At 73.0% G+C, this 18,230-nt stretch carries 18 protein-coding genes; 9 read left to right on the top strand and 9 right to left on the bottom strand.

What is annotated here, in order from left to right; translation table 11 throughout:
* Nucleotides 1-8: 8 nt before the first annotated feature.
* Both D7318_RS03600 and D7318_RS03595 read right to left on the bottom strand, forming a co-directional pair.
* Nucleotides 9-1,670: an ABC transporter permease gene (locus D7318_RS03600; protein WP_120695364.1), complete on the bottom strand. Its 1,662-nt coding sequence runs from the start codon at nt 1,668-1,670 to the stop codon at nt 9-11.
* The gene (locus D7318_RS03595) at nt 1,667-2,617 is read right to left on the bottom strand and encodes an ABC transporter ATP-binding protein (protein WP_120695363.1); all 951 of its coding nucleotides are present in this window, start codon (nt 2,615-2,617) and stop codon (nt 1,667-1,669) included. Before D7318_RS03595 ends, D7318_RS03600 begins: the two co-directional genes overlap by 4 nt.
* 82 nt (nt 2,618-2,699) lie before the next feature.
* On the opposite strand from D7318_RS03595, the gene D7318_RS03590 reads away from it, so the two are divergent.
* A complete protein-coding gene (locus tag D7318_RS03590) occupies nt 2,700-3,221 on the top strand; it encodes a GbsR/MarR family transcriptional regulator (protein ID WP_230423311.1) in 522 nt (173 codons plus the stop codon).
* 46 nt (nt 3,222-3,267) lie between these two features.
* Here D7318_RS03590 and D7318_RS03585 read toward each other — a convergent pair whose 3' ends face one another.
* Nucleotides 3,268-4,005 carry a diacylglycerol kinase family protein gene (locus tag D7318_RS03585; RefSeq protein WP_120695696.1) on the bottom strand — a complete coding sequence of 246 codons (738 nt, stop codon included), beginning with the start codon at nt 4,003-4,005 and terminating at the stop codon, nt 3,268-3,270.
* 138 nt (nt 4,006-4,143) lie between these two features.
* On the opposite strand from D7318_RS03585, the gene D7318_RS03580 reads away from it, so the two are divergent.
* Nucleotides 4,144-5,427 (top strand): adenylosuccinate synthase, encoded by a 1,284-nt coding sequence (locus tag D7318_RS03580; protein WP_120695361.1) that lies wholly within the window; start codon nt 4,144-4,146, stop codon nt 5,425-5,427.
* A gap of 192 nt (nt 5,428-5,619) precedes the next feature.
* Here D7318_RS03580 and D7318_RS03575 read toward each other — a convergent pair whose 3' ends face one another.
* The 3 genes from D7318_RS03575 to D7318_RS03565 are packed head-to-tail and all read right to left on the bottom strand — an operon-like array spanning nt 5,620 to nt 7,263.
* Nucleotides 5,620-6,474 carry a helix-turn-helix domain-containing protein gene (locus D7318_RS03575; RefSeq protein WP_120695360.1) on the bottom strand — a complete coding sequence of 285 codons (855 nt, stop codon included), beginning with the start codon at nt 6,472-6,474 and terminating at the stop codon, nt 5,620-5,622.
* Between the two features lie 20 nt (nt 6,475-6,494).
* Nucleotides 6,495-7,025 carry a DUF6879 family protein gene (locus tag D7318_RS03570; protein WP_120695359.1) on the bottom strand — a complete coding sequence of 177 codons (531 nt, stop codon included), beginning with the start codon at nt 7,023-7,025 and terminating at the stop codon, nt 6,495-6,497.
* Complete coding sequence (locus D7318_RS03565) at nt 6,991-7,263, bottom strand: hypothetical protein (RefSeq protein ID WP_120695695.1); 273 nt, start codon at nt 7,261-7,263, stop codon at nt 6,991-6,993. The genes D7318_RS03570 and D7318_RS03565 overlap by 35 nt, the downstream gene beginning before the upstream one ends.
* Nucleotides 7,264-7,468: 205 nt before the next feature.
* On the opposite strand from D7318_RS03565, the gene D7318_RS32385 reads away from it, so the two are divergent.
* From D7318_RS32385 to D7318_RS32380, 4 genes are all read left to right on the top strand, one after another.
* Nucleotides 7,469-7,660 carry a hypothetical protein gene (locus D7318_RS32385; RefSeq protein ID WP_147437608.1) on the top strand — a complete coding sequence of 64 codons (192 nt, stop codon included), beginning with the start codon at nt 7,469-7,471 and terminating at the stop codon, nt 7,658-7,660.
* On the top strand, nt 7,657-8,061 hold the full coding sequence (locus D7318_RS03560; protein WP_147437607.1) for a hypothetical protein: 405 nt from the start codon (nt 7,657-7,659) through the stop codon (nt 8,059-8,061). Before D7318_RS32385 ends, D7318_RS03560 begins: the two co-directional genes overlap by 4 nt.
* 92 nt (nt 8,062-8,153) lie before the next feature.
* Entirely contained in the window at nt 8,154-8,315 is a 162-nt protein-coding gene (locus D7318_RS34875) for a Scr1 family TA system antitoxin-like transcriptional regulator (RefSeq protein ID WP_220729508.1), read from the top strand.
* A gap of 168 nt (nt 8,316-8,483) precedes the next feature.
* Nucleotides 8,484-8,696 carry a hypothetical protein gene (locus D7318_RS32380; RefSeq protein WP_147437606.1) on the top strand — a complete coding sequence of 71 codons (213 nt, stop codon included), beginning with the start codon at nt 8,484-8,486 and terminating at the stop codon, nt 8,694-8,696.
* Between the two features lie 54 nt (nt 8,697-8,750).
* Here the strand turns inward: D7318_RS32380 and D7318_RS33310 are convergent, their stop codons facing one another.
* From D7318_RS33310 to D7318_RS03545, 3 genes are all read right to left on the bottom strand, one after another.
* The gene (locus tag D7318_RS33310) at nt 8,751-10,964 is read right to left on the bottom strand and encodes a protein kinase domain-containing protein (protein WP_220729489.1); all 2,214 of its coding nucleotides are present in this window, start codon (nt 10,962-10,964) and stop codon (nt 8,751-8,753) included.
* A gap of 168 nt (nt 10,965-11,132) precedes the next feature.
* A complete protein-coding gene (locus D7318_RS03550) occupies nt 11,133-13,133 on the bottom strand; it encodes a serine/threonine-protein kinase (RefSeq protein ID WP_120695357.1) in 2,001 nt (666 codons plus the stop codon).
* A 94-nt stretch (nt 13,134-13,227) separates the two neighbouring features.
* The gene (locus D7318_RS03545; RefSeq protein WP_120695356.1) at nt 13,228-15,000 is read right to left on the bottom strand and encodes a protein kinase domain-containing protein; all 1,773 of its coding nucleotides are present in this window, start codon (nt 14,998-15,000) and stop codon (nt 13,228-13,230) included.
* Between the two features lie 229 nt (nt 15,001-15,229).
* On the opposite strand from D7318_RS03545, the gene D7318_RS03540 reads away from it, so the two are divergent.
* The 3 genes from D7318_RS03540 (at nt 15,230) to purD (ending at nt 18,087) form a co-directional block, all read left to right on the top strand.
* On the top strand, nt 15,230-15,889 hold the full coding sequence (locus tag D7318_RS03540) for a GntR family transcriptional regulator (protein ID WP_230423309.1): 660 nt from the start codon (nt 15,230-15,232) through the stop codon (nt 15,887-15,889).
* Between the two features lie 111 nt (nt 15,890-16,000).
* Nucleotides 16,001-16,651: a hypothetical protein gene (locus D7318_RS03535; protein WP_120695354.1), complete on the top strand. Its 651-nt coding sequence runs from the start codon at nt 16,001-16,003 to the stop codon at nt 16,649-16,651.
* A gap of 149 nt (nt 16,652-16,800) precedes the next feature.
* The gene (gene purD / locus D7318_RS03530; RefSeq protein ID WP_120695353.1) at nt 16,801-18,087 is read left to right on the top strand and encodes a phosphoribosylamine--glycine ligase; all 1,287 of its coding nucleotides are present in this window, start codon (nt 16,801-16,803) and stop codon (nt 18,085-18,087) included.
* The last annotated feature ends 143 nt before the right edge of the window (nt 18,088-18,230 follow it).

Genomic DNA, 18,230 nt, shown 5'->3' with positions numbered 1-18,230 from the left:
AGGTGGCGCTACTTGAGGTCGAGGTCCCTGCGGCGGAAGCCCGCGAGGCCCAGGGCGATGAGCCCCGCGGCGAGCGCGGTCAGGATCAGCAGCGGGGTCCACTCCAGGTCCTCGGCGGGCACCTGCGGGACGTGGCTGAGGGGCGAGAGGTTCAGCAGGAAGTCCGGCGTGTCCATCAGCTGGCCCAGATAGACGGTGAAGAACATGTACGCCGGCGCGGCCCACGCCGCGGCGGACGCCCCGGGGAACCAGCCGACGAGCACGAGCGCGATCCCCGCGGTCACCCACACGGCGGGCGCGTACGCGGCGGCGGCCCACGTCAGGCTCCAGATGAGCCCGCTGTCGTCGGCGGGGCCCGCGCCCGCGAGGCCGAACCCGAGGCCCCCGAGCACGCTGATCAGGCTGCCCCCCGCCAGCGCGACGACCAGGTGGCTGCCGAGCCAGCGGGTGCGGGAGAGGCCGGTCGACAGCAGGGGCTCGGCCCGGCCGCCGGTCTCCTCGGCGCGCGCCCGCAGCACGGTCATCACCGCGTAGCAGATGGCGATGAGCACCAGGATGGCGAGCACGACCGAGGCGAACGCCTCCTCGAGGCTGCCGCCGAGCTCCTCGACGGTCTCCCTGAACTCGTCGCTGCTGTCCAGCACGTCGTCCGTCTCGCCGAGCAGCGAGCCGAAGGCCACGCCCATCAGCAGCGCGCCGAAGCCGAACGCGATCAGCACGCCGCGGTGCAGCCTGAGGGCGAACGCCACCGGGTGCGCGAGCCGGTCCGTCGCGCTCGGCCTGCCGGGGCGCGGCGGGCGGAGCCCGGCGCCGACGTCGCGGCGCGTGGACAGGAACACGGCGAGCGCGACGCACACGGCGGCGAGCGCGACGTTGAGCAGCAGCGGCCACCAGCGGTTGTCGACGTAGACGTAGGTGCGCTGGGCCCAGCCGATCGGGGAGAGCCAGGAGAACGTGTCCGCGCCGACGTCGCCGACCGCGCGGAGGGCGTACGCGACGCCGAGGGCGGCGATCGCCATGCCGGACGAGCCCCGGGCGAACGGGGTGATCTGCACGGTGATGGCCGCGATGGCGGTGAAGACGACGCCGATGCCGACGCTGGTGGCGCCGTAGAGCAGGGAGCCGCTCGCGGTCACGCCGTCGACGCCGAGCGAGCCGAGCCCGGCGGCGAGCAGCACGCCGAGCAGGACGTTGGCCGCGACGGCGACGACGAGCGCGGCGGCCAGGTGGGCGTGGCGGCCGATCACGTTGGAACGCAGCAGCTCGGCGCGGCCCGTCTCCTCCTCGGTGCGGGTGTGCCGCACGACGGTGAGGATGCTCATGATGCCGATCACCAGTGCCATGTAACTGATCATCTGGTGACCGGTCATGGCGCCGTAGTGATACTCGCCGCTGAGGTAGTGATCGGGCCCGGACATGGCGAGGCCGGCGGGCGCCTCGAAGGTGGCCTTCGCCGACTCGATGTCCTCGGGCTCGGGGTAGGTGGCCTTGAAGGAGCTGACGGAGCCCACGGTGGCCAGCAGCGAGGCGCCGATCCAGACCGGCAGGCGGACGCGGTCGCGGCGCAGGTTGAACCGGATGAGCGTGCCGGTGCCGGCCAGCGGGCTGCGTGGCCCTCCGGTCCTGTCGGCCCGCTCCCCTGTCGTGGGCGCGGTGGCGGTGGCGGTCATCGCGAGGCCCCCGCGGCGTGCTGCCCGTTGTGCCCGTTGTGCCCGTTGTGCTCGAGCTCGTCGCCGTAGTGGCGGAGCATCAGCTCCTCGAGCGTCGGCGGGTGGCTCACCAGGCTGTGGACGCCGAAGCCCGCCAGGTGGCGGATCACGCCGTCCAGGTGGTTACCGTCGACGCCGAAGCGGATCTTGCCGCTCTCCGCGCGCACGTCGTGCACGCCGGGCAGCTCGTCGAGCCCGGTGACCGGCGTGGACGTCTCCGCCTCGATGCTGGTGCGGGTGAGGTGCCGCATCTCGCTGAGCGTCCCCGACTGCACGATCCTGCCGAGCCTGATGATGCTGACGCGGTCGCACAGCTTCTCCACCTGGGCCAGGATGTGGCTGGAGAGCAGCACGGTCTTGCCCGCGTCCTTGGCCTCGGCGATGACGTCCTGGAAGACGACCTCCATGAGCGGGTCGAGCCCGGCCGTCGGCTCGTCGAGCAGCAGCAGCTCGGCGTTCGACGCGAGGGCGGCGATGAGCGCGACCTTCTGGCGGTTGCCCTTGGAGTAGGTGCGGCCCTTCTTGGTGGGGTCGAGGTCGAAGCGGTCGACGAGCTCGGCCCTGCGCTCGGCGTCGAGGCCGCCGCGCAGCCTGGCCAGCAGGTCGATGGCCTCGCCTCCGCTCAGATTGGGCCACAGCTCCACGTCGCCCGGCACATAGGCGAGCCTGCGGTGCAGCTCGACGGCGTCGTTCCAGGGGTCGCCGCCGAGCAGGGAGACGGTGCCCGCGTCGGCACGGAGCAGCCCCAGCAGGACGCGGATGGTGGTGGACTTCCCCGCCCCGTTGGGTCCGAGGAAGCCGTGCACCTCCCCGGTCCCCACCTCGAGGTCAAGGCCGTCAAGGGCGCGGGTGCGGCCGAAGGTCTTCACCAGACCGCTGACGGTGATGGCGTTGCTTGCCGTGTTCATGGTTTTGAATCTACAGTGGCTTCACAAGTTTGTGAAGTTAGGGAATCGTCAACCTCTGGGAGACCAATGGGAGGATGGCCCGGTGATCAATCACGATGTCCCCGCACAGCGTCCCGAGGAGGAGGCACCGCAGTCACCCCCGTTCACGGAGGTCATGGCCCAGTGGGTCGAGCGGTTCGCCGGTGACCTGGCCAGCGCGGGGATGCCGCGCATGCCGGCCCGGATCTTCTCCTGCCTGCTGGTGTCGGAGGAGCGCTCCCTCAGCTCCGCCGAGCTGGCCGAGCGGCTCCAGGTCTCCCCTGCCGCGATCTCAGGGGCCAAGCGCTACCTCGAGCAGATGCACCTGATCGGCAGGGAGAGCGAGCCGGGCTCGCGCCGCGAGCGCTACCGGCTCCACCACGACGTGTGGTACGAGGCCGTCGCCAACCGCGACACCCTGCTCACGCGCTGGGTGAGCACCATGCAGGCGGGCCTCGACGCGGTCGGCCCCGAGTCGCACGCGGGGGCGCGGATGGCCGAGACGGCGGCGTTCCTGGCGTTCCTCAGGGACGACCTCGGCAGCGTCCTCGAGCGCTGGCGCGCCTTCCGCGGGGAGTCGTCATGACGGCGCGCGGCCCCCTGCCCGTTCAGCCGCCCGTTCACCGGCCCGTTCAGCCGCCCGCGGGCACGGTCAGGCGCAGCGCCCCGGGGCGGACGGTCCAGGTGCGCTCGCGCGTCGGGCCCACGTCCACCGTGTCGGCCCGGTAGCTGAACGCCGCTCCCGACACCGTCACCGACCTGGCGAGCGCCGAGACGTCGCCCCCCGCCTGGCTCGGCCGCACCACCACCTCGGCGCGGCCGCCGCCCGCCGCGCGCAGCGACACCCCCGCCACGGGCCGGTCCACGTCCGCGAGCACCCGGCCGTCCGCCTCGACCCGCAGCCGCTGCCGCGGCCGGTGCACCGTGCGCCACCACAGCCCCGAAGCCCCCGACGCGCGCGGCGCCGGGATGCCGAGCGGCCCGAGCACGACGCCACCCGCGTCGTCCGTCAGCAGGTCGAGGCGCCTGACCGTCCCCGTGAGCACCGCGCGCGACGCGGCCACCGCGTCCGTCGGCACCCCGAGCGCCCGCGCCACCGCGACCGAGGGGCCAGGGCCCACGGGCACCATGGCGAGCGGGCTCGCCCCCAGCTCGCCCGTGCCGTGCAGCAGCGTGACCGCGCGCAGCAGCGCGCCGTCGTCGCCGACGATCACCAGCCGTCGCCCGCCCCGGCGTTCGAGCACGCGGGTGAGCGAGCCCGGCCCGTCGAGCACGCACACCTTCGCCTCACCCTCGCCGGCGCACAGCACATCCCTGGCGATGCGCACCGATTCCCCGTCCGTCCGCCGAGCCGTCGGGTCGATGACGATGAGCACCTGACTGTTCGCCTCCCGGCTGCGTCTCCCGTAAGCTCTCTGTGCAAGAGCCCCTGTCGCGATTGCGCCAGGGGTTTCGTCGATCCGGGGCAGCCCTTGCGTAGATGCCCCGCTCGAAAGGGGTGTACGCCTGTGCCCGCACTTGTGCTGCTCGGCGCTCAGTGGGGTGACGAAGGCAAAGGCAAGGCCACCGATCTGCTCGGCGGTTCGGTCGACTACGTGGTGCGTTACCAGGGCGGGAACAACGCCGGGCACACCGTCGTCGTCGACGACCAGAAGTACGCCCTCCACCTGCTGCCGTCCGGCATCCTCTCGCCCGGCTGCGTGCCCGTCATCGGCAACGGCGTCGTCGTCGACCCCAAGGTGCTGCTCGCCGAGCTGAGCGGCCTCGAGGAGCGCGGCATCGACACCTCGCGCCTCCTGATCAGCGGCAACGCCCATCTGATCACCCCGTACCACCAGACCATCGACAAGGTCACCGAGCGCTTCCTCGGCACCCGCCGCATCGGCACCACGGGCCGCGGCATCGGCCCCGCGTACGCCGACAAGATCAACCGGCAGGGGATCCGCGTCCAGGACCTCTTCGACGAGTCGATCCTCAGGCAGAAGGTCGAGGCGGCGCTCGACCACAAGAACCAACTGCTCGCCAAGATCTACAACCGCCGTGCCTTCGTCGCCGACCAGGTCGTCACCGAGCTGCTCTCCTACGCGGAGCGGATCGAGGGCTATGTCCGCGACACCGCGCTGATCCTCAACCAGGCGGTCGACGAGGGCAAGGTCGTGCTGTTCGAGGGCGGTCAGGGCACGCTCCTCGACGTCGACCACGGCACGTATCCGTTCGTCACGTCGTCCAACCCCACCGCGGGCGGCGCCTGCACGGGGTCGGGCGTCGGGCCGACGAAGATCAGCCGCGTCATCGGCATCCTCAAGGCGTACACCACGCGCGTGGGCGCGGGCCCGTTCCCGACCGAGCTGCTCGACGCGGACGGCGAGGCGCTGCGGCGCATCGGCGGGGAGTTCGGCGTGACCACGGGGCGGGACCGGCGCTGTGGCTGGTTCGACGCGGTGATCGCGCGGTATGCGACACGGGTCAACGGGCTGACCGACTTCTTCCTCACCAAGCTCGACGTCCTCACCGGCTGGGACCGGATCCCGGTGTGCGTCGCCTATGACATCGAAGGGCGGCGCGTGGACGAACTACCGTACAGCCAGAGCGACTTCCACCACGCGAAGCCAGTCTACGAGTACCTGCCGGGCTGGAGCGAGGACATCGGCAAGGCCCGCTCGTTCGAGGACCTGCCGAAGAACGCGCGGGTGTATGTGCGGGCGCTCGAAGACCTCTCGGGCGCCCCCATCTCGGCCATCGGCGTGGGCCCAGGGCGCGACGAGACGATCCAGATCAACGCGTTCGTCTGACGCGTCCGCCCGTACGTCAGCGGGCCGGGCGCCCCGCGCCCGGCCCGTTCCGCGGTGTGGCTGCCGCGGTCACGCGCGGCGACGGCGGCCGTCACTGCTCAGCCACCGTGCTCCCCGCAGGCGGGAGTGACCTGGCCCGCATTGCCACAAGCCGCCGTGTGACGGCGACGGCCGTTCAACGTCCCCGCACGTTCACCGGCCGAGCGCCTCGATCGCTCGTACGATCAGCGTCCGCGCTTCGGAGCCGTACACCGCCAGCTCGCGCAGCTCGTCGAACGCCTTCTGATAGAGGACCACTTCCGAGGGCTGCGTCACCGTCACACGAGCGGTCAGCAGTTCCACCGCCACCAGCTCGTCGTATATGTGGAACGCCTCCAACGGCCGGATCGACCGTTCGGGCAGCCCTGCGGGGATGACGCCCAGCGACACCGCGGGGAGGGTCCCGACCGAGAGGAGGTGGCCGAGCTGAGCAGCCATGGCGTCGGCGTCGGCGAGCTGGTAGCGCAAGACGGCTTCCTCGATGAGCAGCAGGAAGCGCCTTCGTCCCGGGCGGTGGATGATGCGCGAGCGCTCCACACGGGCGGCGGCGGCCTCGCTCACATCGTCGGGGGCCTCGTGGAAGCGCGCCACGCCGCCAAGGAGCGCCGCGGCGTAGCCCTCGGTCTGGACCAGCCCCGGAACGATCCGCGCCGAGTAGACGCGGAACAGCGTTGTCCGGTCGAAGAGATCGGCATAGCTCTGCTGGAGGTGCCGCAGCCCGGTACGCATGGTGCGTCGCCATTCCACGTACAGGGACTCGGCGTTGCGTGATGCGGCGATGATGTCGGGCGCTTGGTCCTCGACTCCGCAGGCGCGGCACCACACCCGGATGTCCGGTGTCGTAGGCGAGGAGCGGGCGTTCTCGATGCGGCTGGTCTTCGAGTGGTGCCAGCCGCAGCGGCTGGCCAGCTCCGTGATGGTCAGTCCGGCGTCAAGGCGCAGGTCTCGCAATCTGGTGCCGACTGCGGCGCGCGCGGCCTGCGCTGACGAGGACGGGGATGTGGGCATGTGCTGGCCAGCCGGTGCGGTCAGTGAATGCGGTACTGGTCGTGCGGGACTGCGCGGGACCATACGGTCTCGAACGCGGCCGAGCACAGTTCGAGGACGGCCGGTTCCTCGGTGAGCTCGTGTCCCGTGAGTGCGCCGTCGCCGTTGAAGTGGCCGAAGCGGACGAGTCGGCCGTCGAGAAGCCAGAAATCGTTCCCCGGCAGAGCGATGTCCGAGGCGTGGCGGCGTGGTAGCCACCGCACATCCTCACCCGCGGCCAGGTTCACAGGGGTGCCCGCATGCTCGAAGCGGATGTACTCGGTCACCGGCTCGGACACGACGCGGGCCCGGCGCACGGAGACGCCGCGGGCCACGGCCCGACGGACCAGCTCCACCCAGCTGCGCCAGTATGCGGACTCGGGGCCGGACCGCTGTCCCGTTCGCCGCCACGCTGCCAGCTCGGTGGACTCAGGAGCCACCGCGTAGACGTCGCGCATCTCCAGGTGGCAGGCGGACTGCCTTGTCGAGTCGAGCAGTTCAGCGATCGGCGGGACGGGGCTGGTCGAGGGCATTGAGGGCATTCCTGATGGTAGGGGCCATGCGGGCGGGGAGGCGGATGACGGTCTCGTGCGGGGGGACTCCGTTGTCATGGCCGGGGGCGGTGCCGCCCTCGGCGTAGCAGCGCTCGACTTCCTCCGGGCTGGCTGTCCACCCCTGGATCAGCAACTCGTTGGCGTCGGTGTCCACCCACACTGTAGGGCTGTCGCCTTGTTCGCTCTTCGGGTCGATTCCGATGAACAGTAGCGGCACGTCGGGCTCCCACGGTCGCGGTTTGCATACCTGTGCGGCACTCTTCCCCGCCCTCTGCCACCTGGTCAAGAAGGCATCGAGCGCCAGTTTGGCCGGGGGCATTCGTGCGCACAAAGTCGCACATTGCTGGCTGGCGACCACCCCGACTCCCTACCGTCCTTGGCACGGACTTTCCGGGTATTGAGACGGTCACAGGAGCTTGTTCATGACTCGCACACCCCTCACGCCGTCGCCGGAGCATCTGCTGCCCGCTCCGCCCCCGCTTGATGACGACGAGCCGGTCACGGTGATCGTCGGGCGGGACTGCCCGCCCGCGACGCCGCTCGACCTGTGCCTCGGCTGTCGCGACCGCGTTCCTTCGCTGGCCACGCACGTGTGTTGCGGTGGTGGGTCGTGAGCGAACGCTGTGCGTCGTGCGGGACGACGATGCCGCCGTTGACGGTGGTGGCGGTGCACCATGCCGGGTCGGGTGGCGGGTGGACGCATCGCGCGTGCGCGAGCTGCCTGGCGCGTGAGCGGCTGATCCCGCTCGCCTTCCACCCGCTGCGCCACGACGGGTCACGGCTCCCGTACCCGGAGATCGTTCCCGGTGAACTGGTCGCCACGCTCGCGCCGTTGGGCGAGTCCTCCGTGCTCGCCGCCCCGATCGGGCGGCTGCTGGCGGCCGTGGCCCGCACGAAGGATCGCACGCTGGACGCCGACCAGCGGCACGCCGCCCACGACGACGCCCGCGCCGCCGTGGCGCGGCTGCGGGAGGCCGCCCGACGGGCGAGCCGCGCCGCCTGGGAGGCGCGGTGAACGGCGCGATCGAACGCGACCGGCCCGCCCACCTGGCCGAGTAGCCGCGCGGCCACCCCTGAACCCCCTGTCGTCGCCGTGAGGCCGCCCCGCTGGGGACGGTACGGCCCGGACGGCGGCAGGGGCTCCATCTGGACCGGCCGCACGAGATCGCCCGGTATGACGCGGCGTTCGCCGACATGTGGGACACGTCGCTGAGCGAGGAAGCCTCCAGGAGCCTCCTCACGAATCTGGCAGGGACCCAGGGCAGTTGAATCCCCCCGGCCGTCACCTCCGCGACGGCCGAGGCCCGCCCTACCATCAAGGGAAGGACACCACCACCATGGCCCATGACGAGGTCAACGGCTACGACCTGGCCGATCAGGAGACGATCGTGCCCGCCGAGCCCGAACCGGACGACCAGCAGCAGGACGACACCGAGGATGGCAAGTAACCCACTCGATCCGGCCGAGCCACCGCGCGTGCGGGACATGTTCCACCGCCCGCTGCTCGACACCGCGCCCGAGCCTCCCGTGTGCGAGCGGCACCCGGACACGCCGCCGCGGCGGGTGCTTCGCGCCGCCTGGGCCTGCCCCGCCTGCGTCCGCTCCGGCGCATCCGGCACACCGGGCGAGCCCGAGGAGCCAGCGGCGTAGCCTCGGCACCACAACGCCCCGCCCACCTGCGGAACTCGGTGGGCGGGGCGTTCGTCAGCCGGTGTACTCCGCGGTGAACGAGTCGCCGCCGCCGTTGCCGAAGCCCGTGAACTGGAGCGTCTGGGCGTCGCTCTCGCTCGCCCCGAGCGTCCAGGTGATCGTGTACGACGGCAGCGGGTCGCAGTCGCCCGACGTCGCCTCGGCCGGGCCGAGCATCATCGTGTCCGTGGGGTTGGCGACCAGGTGCGCCTCCCATGTGCAGGTGCCGTTGGTGTAGGTGGCCGCGACCTCGCCCGCCGAGGCGCTGTGCGCGATGGTCACGTTCCAGTCGGGCCCCTCGTAGGTGTTCTGGTAGACGGCGATCGGGATGCCGTCGCCGCTCTGGGCCAGGGCGGACATCGTCAGCTCGGCCGTCAGCGAGCCCGACGACCACAGCAGCGTGCCGTCGCTCTGCGCCTCGACGGTCTGCTCGCCGTAGGGCTCGCACCGGTCGGGGTCGCTCGAGGGAACGGTGTGGGTGGTGCCCGTGCCCTCGAGGGTCAGCGTGTCACCGCCGGAGACCAGCTCGGACTCCTCGGTGCACAGCAGCGTGCTGAGCAGCGTCCACTGGGTGGCGACCGTGTCGCCCGCGGAGCCCTCGGTGATCTCGATCCGCTGGAACCAGCCCTGCGCCTCGCCGTCGCTGAAGACCTCGCCCTCCCACGCGCCGATGAACTGGTAGCCGACGGTGCCGCCGCCCGTGGTCGGGTCAGCGGTGGGCTCGTCGGTCGGCTCGTCCGTGGGCTCGTCCGTCGGCTCGCCGGTCGGGCCCTGGGACGGCTGGGCCGTGGGGTCGTCGTCCGGGTCGTCGTCGCCGCCGCTCATGGACATCACCGCGATGCCCGCGGCCAGCGCGAAGACGGCGACGGCGGCGACGATGAGCCAGGTGACGTTCTTCCGGTTCCCGCCGCCGCGGTGCCCCGGGCCCTGGCCGCCCGGCGGCACGCCGCCGGGGTAGCCGGGGCCGTAGGGGCCCTGGACCGCGCCGACCTCGGGCGAGCCGTAGCCCGGCGTGCCGGGGGCCTGCGGATAGCCGTAGCCGCTGGTGGGCGGCGGGGTGCCATAGCCCGCGCCGGGGTGGGGCGTTCCGTAGCCCGCGGGCGGCGGGGTGCCGTACCCGGGCATCTGCGCGGTCATCGTCGCCATCGGGTCCACCGGCGCGTTCGGGTGCGGCGAGGGCGGCGGGGACGGCGGCGGCGTGGCCGGGGTGGCGAGCTGCGTGGGCGCGCTCGGCGGCGGCACGGGTATGGACGTGGGCGGCGCGGGCGTCGGCGGGACCTGCGGCATCGCGGGCGGCGGCTGGTTCGCGGGCTTCGGCGGCGCCTGGAGCGGGTCCTCGGAGTCGAGCAGCTCGACCGCGTGCCGACCGAGCTTGGCCACGAGCGCGCCCGGCAGCCACGGCTCCTCGTCGTCGGGGTCGGACTCGGTGACCGCGATCAGCTCGCCGAGCTCGGGCCGGTCGGCCGGGTGCTGGGCCAGGCAGCGCTCGATCAGGCCGCGCAGCCCCTCGGGCACCTCGGTGAGGTCCTGCTGGCCCTGGACGATCCGCAGCATGAGCGCGGTCATGGCGCTGTTGGCGTCGCCGAACGGCGTGGACCCGGTGGCCGCGAACGTCAGCACCGAGCCGAGGCAGAAGATGTCGCTCGCGGTCGTCAGCACCTCGCCGCGGCACTGCTCGGGCGACATGAAGCCGGGCGAGCCGACCGCGGCCCCCGTCCTGGTGAGACCCTCGCCGCTCGCCTCGAGGGCGCGGGCGATGCCGAAGTCGATGACGCGGGGGCCGTCGATCGTGATCATGACGTTGGACGGCTTGAGGTCGCGGTGCACCAGGCCCGCGGCGTGGATGTCGCGCAACGCCTTGACCAGGCCGTTGGCGAGGATCCGCAGCGAGCGCTCGGGGAGCCGCCCGTAGGTGTGCGCGACGACCTCGTGGAGCGAGGGCCCCGCGACATACCCGGTGGCCACCCAGGGCGTCTCCGCCTCGGTGTCGCAGCCGAGCACGGGCGCGGTCCACTCGCCGCCCACGCGCCGCGCCGCCTCCACCTCCTGCTGGAACCTGCGGCGGAACTCCGGCTGTGCCGCGAGCTCGGGCTGGACCAGCTTGACGGCGACCGTGCGTCCGCGGTCGGAGCGGGCGAGATAGACACTGCCCATTCCGCCGGCGCCCAATTTCCCCAGCAGCCGGTAGTGGCCCACTCGTTGAGGATCTGTCGGCCCGAGCGGTTTCATGTCGTGCTACTCCCCTTCGCTCCGATAAGCCTCATGAGAATACGGGGGGACCGTACACAAGGAGGGGGACAGAGGCCGAACCGTGATCGGTTCCCGTCCGGCCTGCCAGAGGCGGTAACCGTACTGATTCGTGACCTGGCGCTGACAAAGCGCAAACAGGAAAGAGACCTATTCGATACGTTCGAGCTCCGCGGGGTCGTCGTCGAGACGATCCAGCCAATTGATCTTGAGGGTGTCCTCGTCGTCCTCGTCCTGGAACACCCGGAAGCCCGGATAGACGTTGCAGTCCGCGTCCTCGCCGGTCTCCACCAACTGGTCGGGCCCCAGGGTGATCTGCCGGTCCCCCGTGGCCACCAGGTGGTTCTCCCATGTGCAGGTCATCTCGTCGTCCTGCGAGCGGGCGAAGCGCAGCACGACGTCGCCGACGCGGCCCTGCGAGATGGTGACGATGTCCTCGCCCTCGATGTCCTCGTCGCGGTCCTCCCACTCGTCACGCCACTCGCCCACGAGCGCCTCGGGGACGTTGGTGGCGGAGGCCGCGGGGGCGCGGTGGAGCTCGGCGCCGCGGTCGTTGTAGCTCCAGTCGAGCGCGTCACCGGCCGCGTTGAGCGAGAGCGACTGCACCGTGGCGTTGTCGCGACAGGACTCGTCGGACTGCTCGGGGGGCGCCGCCCACTCGGACTCCTCGGTGAAGTCGAGCCGGTCGTCGAACGCGTCGAGGCGTATGTGGTAGACGCACAGGGTCTCGGGGGCCAGGGTCAGCGCCCGCCCCACGATGTCGCCCTCGTCGCCCTGCTCGATCTCGAAGCGCAGCTCGTGCACGTCGCCGCCGCTCGAGGTGTACTCGCCCTGCCAGGCGCCTAGATACCCGTCGTCGATCGCGTCGCCGCCGCCGGAGTCACCGGCCAGCTGCGTGGCGACCAGCACGCCGAGCACGGCCATCACCACGAGCACGGCGGTGGTGGCGAGGATGGCGGTCGAGCGCTTGAGGCCGCCGCGCGAGGGCGGGGGCGTGGTCCAGGGGGAGCTGGGATAGCCGGCGCTCGACGGCAGCGAGGGCGGCGGCGGGCGGTAGGAGCCCGAGGGCTGCGAGTACGGCGACGGCATCGGCGTCGGACGCGGCTGCGGGGAGGCGGACCAGGGCCACGCGGGGGCGGGGCTGGCCGGGCCCGCGTCGGTGTGCGGCCCCGGCGCGGGCGCGGGCGAAGGGGTCGGCGACGGCGTGGCGTCCGCGGGGGGCACGACGGGCAGGTCGGTGCGGCTCTCGGGGTTCTCCGAGTCGAGCAGCTCGATCGCGTGCCGCCCCAGCTGGGCGACCAGGGCGCCGGGCAGCCAGGGCTCGCGCGAGACCGCCTCGGGCGTGGTGGCGCGCAGCACCTCGTCGACGGGGAGGCGCTGGGCCGGGTCCTTGACCAGGCAGCCGGATATGAGCTCCCGCAACCCCTCGGGCACACCGGTGAGATCGGGCCGCTCCTCGGCGATGTTGAACATCAGGATGTGCACGCCCGAGTCGAGCGCGCCGAACGGCGTGCGCCCCGTCGCCGCGTACGCGAGCAGCGAGCCCAGGCAGAAGACGTCGCTCGCCGGGCTGATCCGCCCGCCGCGCACCTGCTCGGGCGACATGAAGCCGGGGGAGCCGACGGTCGCGCCGGTGCGCGTGAGGTTCTCGCCGGGGGCCGGGTCGAGGGCGCGGGCGATGCCGAAGTCGATGACGCGGGGGCCGTCGATCGTCATGAGGACGTTGGACGGCTTGAGGTCGCGGTGGACGAGCCCCGCGCCGTGGATGTCGGAGAGCGCGTGCGCCAGGCCGTTGGCCAGCAGCGAGACGCTGCGCTCAGGCAGCGGGCCGTAGTCGCGGCCGACCACCTCGTGCAGCGAGGGCCCCGCGATGTAGCCGGTGGCCACCCAGGGCGTCGCCGCCTCGGTGTCCGCGTCGAGGACGGGCGCGGTCCAACGCCCGCCCACCCGGCGGGCGGCGGTGATCTCCTGCGCGAACCGCCGCCTGAAGTCCGGCTCCTGGGCCAGCGCGGAGCGGATGGTCTTGACCGCGACCGTGCGGCCGCGTTCGGAACGGGCCAGGTAGACCTGCCCCATCCCGCCTTCCCCGAGCTTGCCCAGCAGCCGGTACTCCCCGATCCGGTGCGGGTCCTGTGGCGTCAGCCGATCCATATCGCCGCAAACTCCCCCGATACTGACGTTGGTTGCCCCACCGAGAATAGAGGTGAACGGTTCATCCGCCCATGCCGGTCGGCCGCGGCCCCCTTCACCGTGCCACGCCGGTGAGCCAGCGGCTCTGGTGGGTGCTGATCCTGCGGATGAGTACCAGCGCGAGCAGGGCGGCGAGCGCGCCGACGGCGTTCTCCGCCAGCTCGATGGCCTCTCCACCGGGCTCGCGCCGGGTGCCCACCACGTTCGCGTTCCCTTCCGAGACGACGCTGAGGGCGAAGTACCCGAGCAGCAGCGTCCACCAGGCGTTGACCAGGGCGAGGGACGGGCGGGGCGCCGGGTGCGAGACCCGGTAGATGTCGTCGGCGATCTGCTTGGGCAGGGCGAGGTTGACAAGGGGGACAAACCAGAGCCACACCGATGCGGCCCCCGAGTAGCGGATGCGGCCCGGCGCGATCGCCTCGGCGTTGCGGCGGACGCGCCGGAACCAGACGAGCCACACGACGGAGACGGCCAAGCCCAGGACGCTCTCGGCGCCGTGGATCGCGGCATCGGGGTCGGCCAGGTGCCGCCCGAGGAGCCCGATCCCGTCGTCGTCCCAGCCGGGGATCTCGCCCAAGGCGGCGGCGTGGTGCAGCACGAGGGCGGTCAGGAGCACCGTCAGCCCGGCGAACATCCAGGTCAACGCCGTGGTCAGGCCCCGCACGCGCACCGGCGGGGGCACCGCTGGTGCAACGGGGGTGGCGGGGGGCGCGGATGACGCGGGGAAGTCCCAGCCGTAGGCGGGCGCGGCGGAGGGGTGCGCGTGCGGCGGCGCCGCGTGCGCGGGCGGGTGCGCCGCGTGCGCGGCCTGGGTCGGCGGGTGAACGGCCGCCGCGGGACGGGCCGTTGACGTGGGCTGAGCCGTTGACGTGGTCTTGGCGGCGAGCGCGCCGTCCCGGCGTTCCCCGGCGTCCGGGTCCTCGCTGTCCAGCAGCGCCACCGCGTGCCTGCCCAGCTGCGCCAGCACCTCGGCGGGCAGCCAGGGGCCGCGCGGCTCGTCCCCGCCCGGCTCGTTCACGCCCGTGCGCTCGAGCAGCTCCGCGACGGTGGGGCGTTGCTCCGGTTCCTTGTGCAGGCAGTCGGCGATCAGGCCGCGCAATGGCTCGGGCACCCCTTCGAGGTCGGGCTCCTCCTGAACGATGCGGAACATCAGCGCGTGCCCGCCGCTGTCGCCCGTGCCGAACGGCAGCCGCCCGGTCGCCGCGTAGGCCAGCACCGAGCCGAGGCTGAAGACGTCGCTCGCCGGGCCGAGCCGCAGCCCGCGCACCTGCTCGGGCGACATGAACCCCGGCGACCCGATCACCGCGCCCGTGCTGGTCAGTCCGCCGCTCGTGATGCCGTCGAGGGCGCGGGCGATGCCGAAGTCGATGACGCGGGGGCCTTCGATGGTGATCATGATGTTGGACGGCTTGAGGTCGCGGTGGATCAGCCCCGTGCTGTGGATGTCGCGCAGCGCCTTGACCAGGCCGTCGGCGAGGATCCGCAGCGAGCGCCCGGGCAGCGGCCCGTGGTCGTGGGCGACCACGCGGTGCAGCGTCGGCCCGGCGATGTAGCCGGTGGCCACCCAGGGCGTCGCCGCCTCGGTGTCCGCGTCGAGGACGGGCGCGGTCCACTCCCCGCCCACCCGGCGGGCGGTGGCGATCTCCTGCGCGAACCGCCGCCTGAAGTGGGGCTCGCGGGCCAGCCCGGGCTGGATGGTCTTGACCGCGACGGTGCGGCCGCGTTCGGAACGGGCCAGGTAGACCTGCCCCATCCCGCCCGCGCCCAGCCTGCCGAGCAGCCGGTACCCCCCGATGCTGCGCGGGTCATCGGGCGCGAGGCGTTCCATGTGTGGTGTCCCCTCCCGAAGGGCCCGGTGCGCGGTCGATGGCGACGAGGACGAGGATAAGGGCAACGCCCCAGGCGGGGGCGGCTCCCGGACGTCACGACTCGTCACCCGTTCCGTAACGCCCCCTGTCACACGGCCCGTTCACCGGCGGTGCGCGCCCGGTCACGATCGCCCCGCGCCGCGGGCCGTTCCTCGAAGTCCGCCCGGACAGGGCCTAGGCTGGGCCGCCGTGATTCAACGCAGCACCTTGCGCGAGCAACTCGCCGACGCCCTGCGGGAGGAGATCCTCGCCGGGCGGCTCGCCCCGGGCGGGGAGTTCACCGTGCGGGAGATCGCCGAGCAGTACGGCGTCTCGGCGACCCCGGTCCGCGAGGCCCTGGTCGACCTGTCGGCGCAGGGCCTCCTCGAGGTCGAGCAGCACCGGGGGTTCCGCATCAAGCGCCTCTCCCTCGCCGACTTCCGCCACATGGTCGAGGCCCAGACGATCGTCAGCGACGGCCTCCTGCGCGCCCACCGCGAGCTGGCCCTGCGCGAGGCGAGCTCCTCGGCGTTCACCTCCATACGCCGCCGCGCGGCCGCGGCCCGGCAGGCGGCCGTCGCGGGCGATCTGGACATACTGATCGCCTATGACCTGCGGTTCTGGCGCGAGTTCGAGGCGCTGTTCGGCAACCCCCCGATAGGGGACTTCCTCGACCGGCTGCGCGTCGCGTGCTGGGCCTTCACCGTTCCGTATCTGCGCCGCGAGCCCGCGCTCGCCGGGCGGCTGTGGTCGGGACACCTCGAGCTCGCCGACGCCGTCGAGCGCCAGGACGTGGGGGAGACCCACCGCCTGCTGCGCGCCCAGCGCGAGCACGCCCTCGAGCTCGCGGCGCAAGTCGCCGACGCGTGAAGCCGTTTCAGGCTCTACGCTGACCCGGAGCGCCGACTACGAACGCGTCCTCCCGACCGGGGTCCCTCCCTCCCTCCCTCCTTCCCTCACTTCCTGACAGAGAGCAGTTACGTGGCCTGTGACCTGTGGCTGGTCCCCCTCGTCGACGTGCTGTGCCACAGCCCCGACAACCCCTTCGCCGACGAGCTGGCCGAGTACGACCGCGCCCTGGCCGACGCGGGCCTGCCGCCCGTGCCCGTCCAGGGGTATGTGCCCGGCACCTCGGGCGCGGTCGCGCCGGTCGCGGGGTTCGACTACGCCGCGCTCCACCTCCTGCGCCGCGCCTATCTGCTCCAGCTCAGCGGCCTGCCGGTGGAGCCAGCGGTGGAGCTCGACGGGGACTACCAGCAGCTGCTCGAGATGTTCGAGGCCAGCGCCCAGCAGTCCCACCTGGTGTGGCACTTCGACCACGCGGGCGCGTATGTCCCGGTGGACTTCCCGCACCCGCTGGTCAACGAGACGCTGCTGGCGGGCGGCGGGCCGCTCGGCTCGAGCCATGGGCTGCTGCGCGAGCTCGAGGTGGTGGCGCCGGTGCTCGGCATCGACCCCCTGAAGCCGCCACCGCCGCCCGCGCCGCCCGAGCGCCCGACCACGCTCGAGGAGCCCGCCGCGCTCCCGGCCCAGGCGCCTGGCCCGTTCGTCAGGGAACGCCATGTGTGGCTCGGCCTGCACGCGGCGGCCACGCGGAGCCTGGCGCAGGGCTCCATGATCGTCTTCAGCTGATCCGGCGGGCGCGCGCGCCGGGCGTGCGCCGCGGCCCCGAGCAGCGCCGACGAGGTACCACTCCGCCGTGCGCGCCGCTTCCGACCCGGCCACGCCGCGCGCTCACCCGAACGGGTGGGTGACGCGGACACCCCCTAGTCTTGGGCCCCGTGAGGATCCTTGTCATCGGCGGCGGCGCCCGCGAACACGCCCTGTGCCACGCCCTCTCCCTCGACCCGGCCGTCACGGAGCTGCACTGCGCCCCTGGCAACGCCGGCACGGCGGAGCTGGCGACGCCGCACGCCGTCGACGCGGAGAACGGCCGCGAGGTGGCCGCCCTCGCCACCCGCGTCGGCGCGGACCTGGTCGTCATCGGGCCCGAGGCGCCGCTGGTCGCCGGGGTCGCCGACGCCGTGCGCGAGGCGGGGATCCCCGCCTTCGGCCCCTCCGCCGACGCCGCGCGCCTCGAGGGCAGCAAGGCGTTCGCCAAGGAGGTCATGGCCGCCGCGGGGGTGCCGACCGCGCGCGCCTATGTGTGCGCCACCCCCGAGGAGGCGGACGAGGCGCTCGACGCGTTCGGCCCGCCCTATGTCGTCAAGGACGACGGGCTGGCCGCGGGCAAGGGCGTCGTGGTGACCGACGACCGCGAACGCGCCCGCGCGCACGCCCGCGCGTGCGGCCGGGTCGTCATCGAGGAGTACCTCGACGGGCCCGAGGTCTCCCTGTTCGCCGTCACCGACGGCGAGACCGTCGTCCCGCTGACGCCCGCGCAGGACTTCAAGCGCGCCCACGACGGCGACGAGGGCCCCAACACCGGTGGCATGGGCGCCTATTCACCGCTCCCCTGGGCCGATCCCGACCTCGTGGAGCGCGTGCTCGACACCGTGCTGCTGCCCACCGTCGAGGAGCTGCGGCGGCGCGGCACCCCGTTCGCCGGGCTGCTCTACGCCGGGCTCGCGCTGACGTCGAACGGCGTGCGCGTCGTGGAGTTCAACGCCAGGTTCGGCGACCCCGAGACCCAGGTCGTCCTCGCCCGGCTGCGCACCCCGCTGGCCGGGCTGCTGCTCGCGGCGGCCACCGGGCAGCTCGCCGCGTTCCCCCCGCTGCGCTGGAGCGCGGGCGCGGCCGTGACGGTCGTGGTCGCCGCCGAGGGGTACCCCGACAAGCCGCGCACGGGCGACCCGGTCGAGGGCCTGGCCGAGGTGGCCGAGCACGACGGGCCCGAGGCGTATGTGCTGCACGCCGGCACGCGCCGTGACGACGAGGGGCGCGTGGTCAGCTCGGGGGGGCGCGTGGTGTCGGTGACCGCCGCGGGGCCCGCGCTCGCCGACGCGCGGGCGCTCGCCTACCGCGCCGTCGCCCGCGTCCGCCTCGCGGGCTCCCACCATCGCACCGACATCGCGGCGCGTGCCGCCTCAGCGGTTCCCTCCTCTCCCCAAAGCCCCACCATCGAGTGACCGTCCGACCGTTGTGCTGACGGGCCGGTGGCGCCCCCTCTAGGGTGCGGTGCGGCGTCCTCCACCGCGCCGACGCGATCGGCCCCGCGCACGTTGCGGTGTCGGTCCCCGGTGCGACAGTGGAGAGCGGAACGGCACACGGC

It is taken from the genome of Streptomyces radicis (assembly GCF_003626575.1).
Lineage (GTDB): Bacteria > Actinomycetota > Actinomycetes > Streptomycetales > Streptomycetaceae > Streptomyces > Streptomyces radicis.
Note: the sequence above shows the minus strand (reverse complement) of the source record. Positions and strands in the feature narration are given on the sequence as shown.

Excerpts from the sequence above, each read along its gene's own strand:
- D7318_RS03550 (WP_120695357.1), bottom strand. The coding sequence starts at position 13,133 with ATGGATCGGCTGACGCCACAGGACCCGCACCGGATCGGGGAGTACCGG.
- D7318_RS03570 (WP_120695359.1), bottom strand. The coding sequence starts at position 7,025 with ATGCCCTCGACCAGCCCCGTCCCGCCGATCGCTGAACTGCTCGACTCG.
- D7318_RS03575 (WP_120695360.1), bottom strand. The coding sequence starts at position 6,474 with ATGCCCACATCCCCGTCCTCGTCAGCGCAGGCCGCGCGCGCCGCAGTC.
- D7318_RS32385 (WP_147437608.1), top strand. The coding sequence starts at position 7,469 with ATGACTCGCACACCCCTCACGCCGTCGCCGGAGCATCTGCTGCCCGCT.
- D7318_RS03545 (WP_120695356.1), bottom strand. The coding sequence starts at position 15,000 with ATGGAACGCCTCGCGCCCGATGACCCGCGCAGCATCGGGGGGTACCGG.
- D7318_RS33310 (WP_220729489.1), bottom strand. The coding sequence starts at position 10,964 with ATGAAACCGCTCGGGCCGACAGATCCTCAACGAGTGGGCCACTACCGG.
- D7318_RS32380 (WP_147437606.1), top strand. The coding sequence starts at position 8,484 with ATGGCAAGTAACCCACTCGATCCGGCCGAGCCACCGCGCGTGCGGGAC.
- D7318_RS03600 (WP_120695364.1), bottom strand. The coding sequence starts at position 1,670 with ATGACCGCCACCGCCACCGCGCCCACGACAGGGGAGCGGGCCGACAGG.
- D7318_RS03595 (WP_120695363.1), bottom strand. The coding sequence starts at position 2,617 with ATGAACACGGCAAGCAACGCCATCACCGTCAGCGGTCTGGTGAAGACC.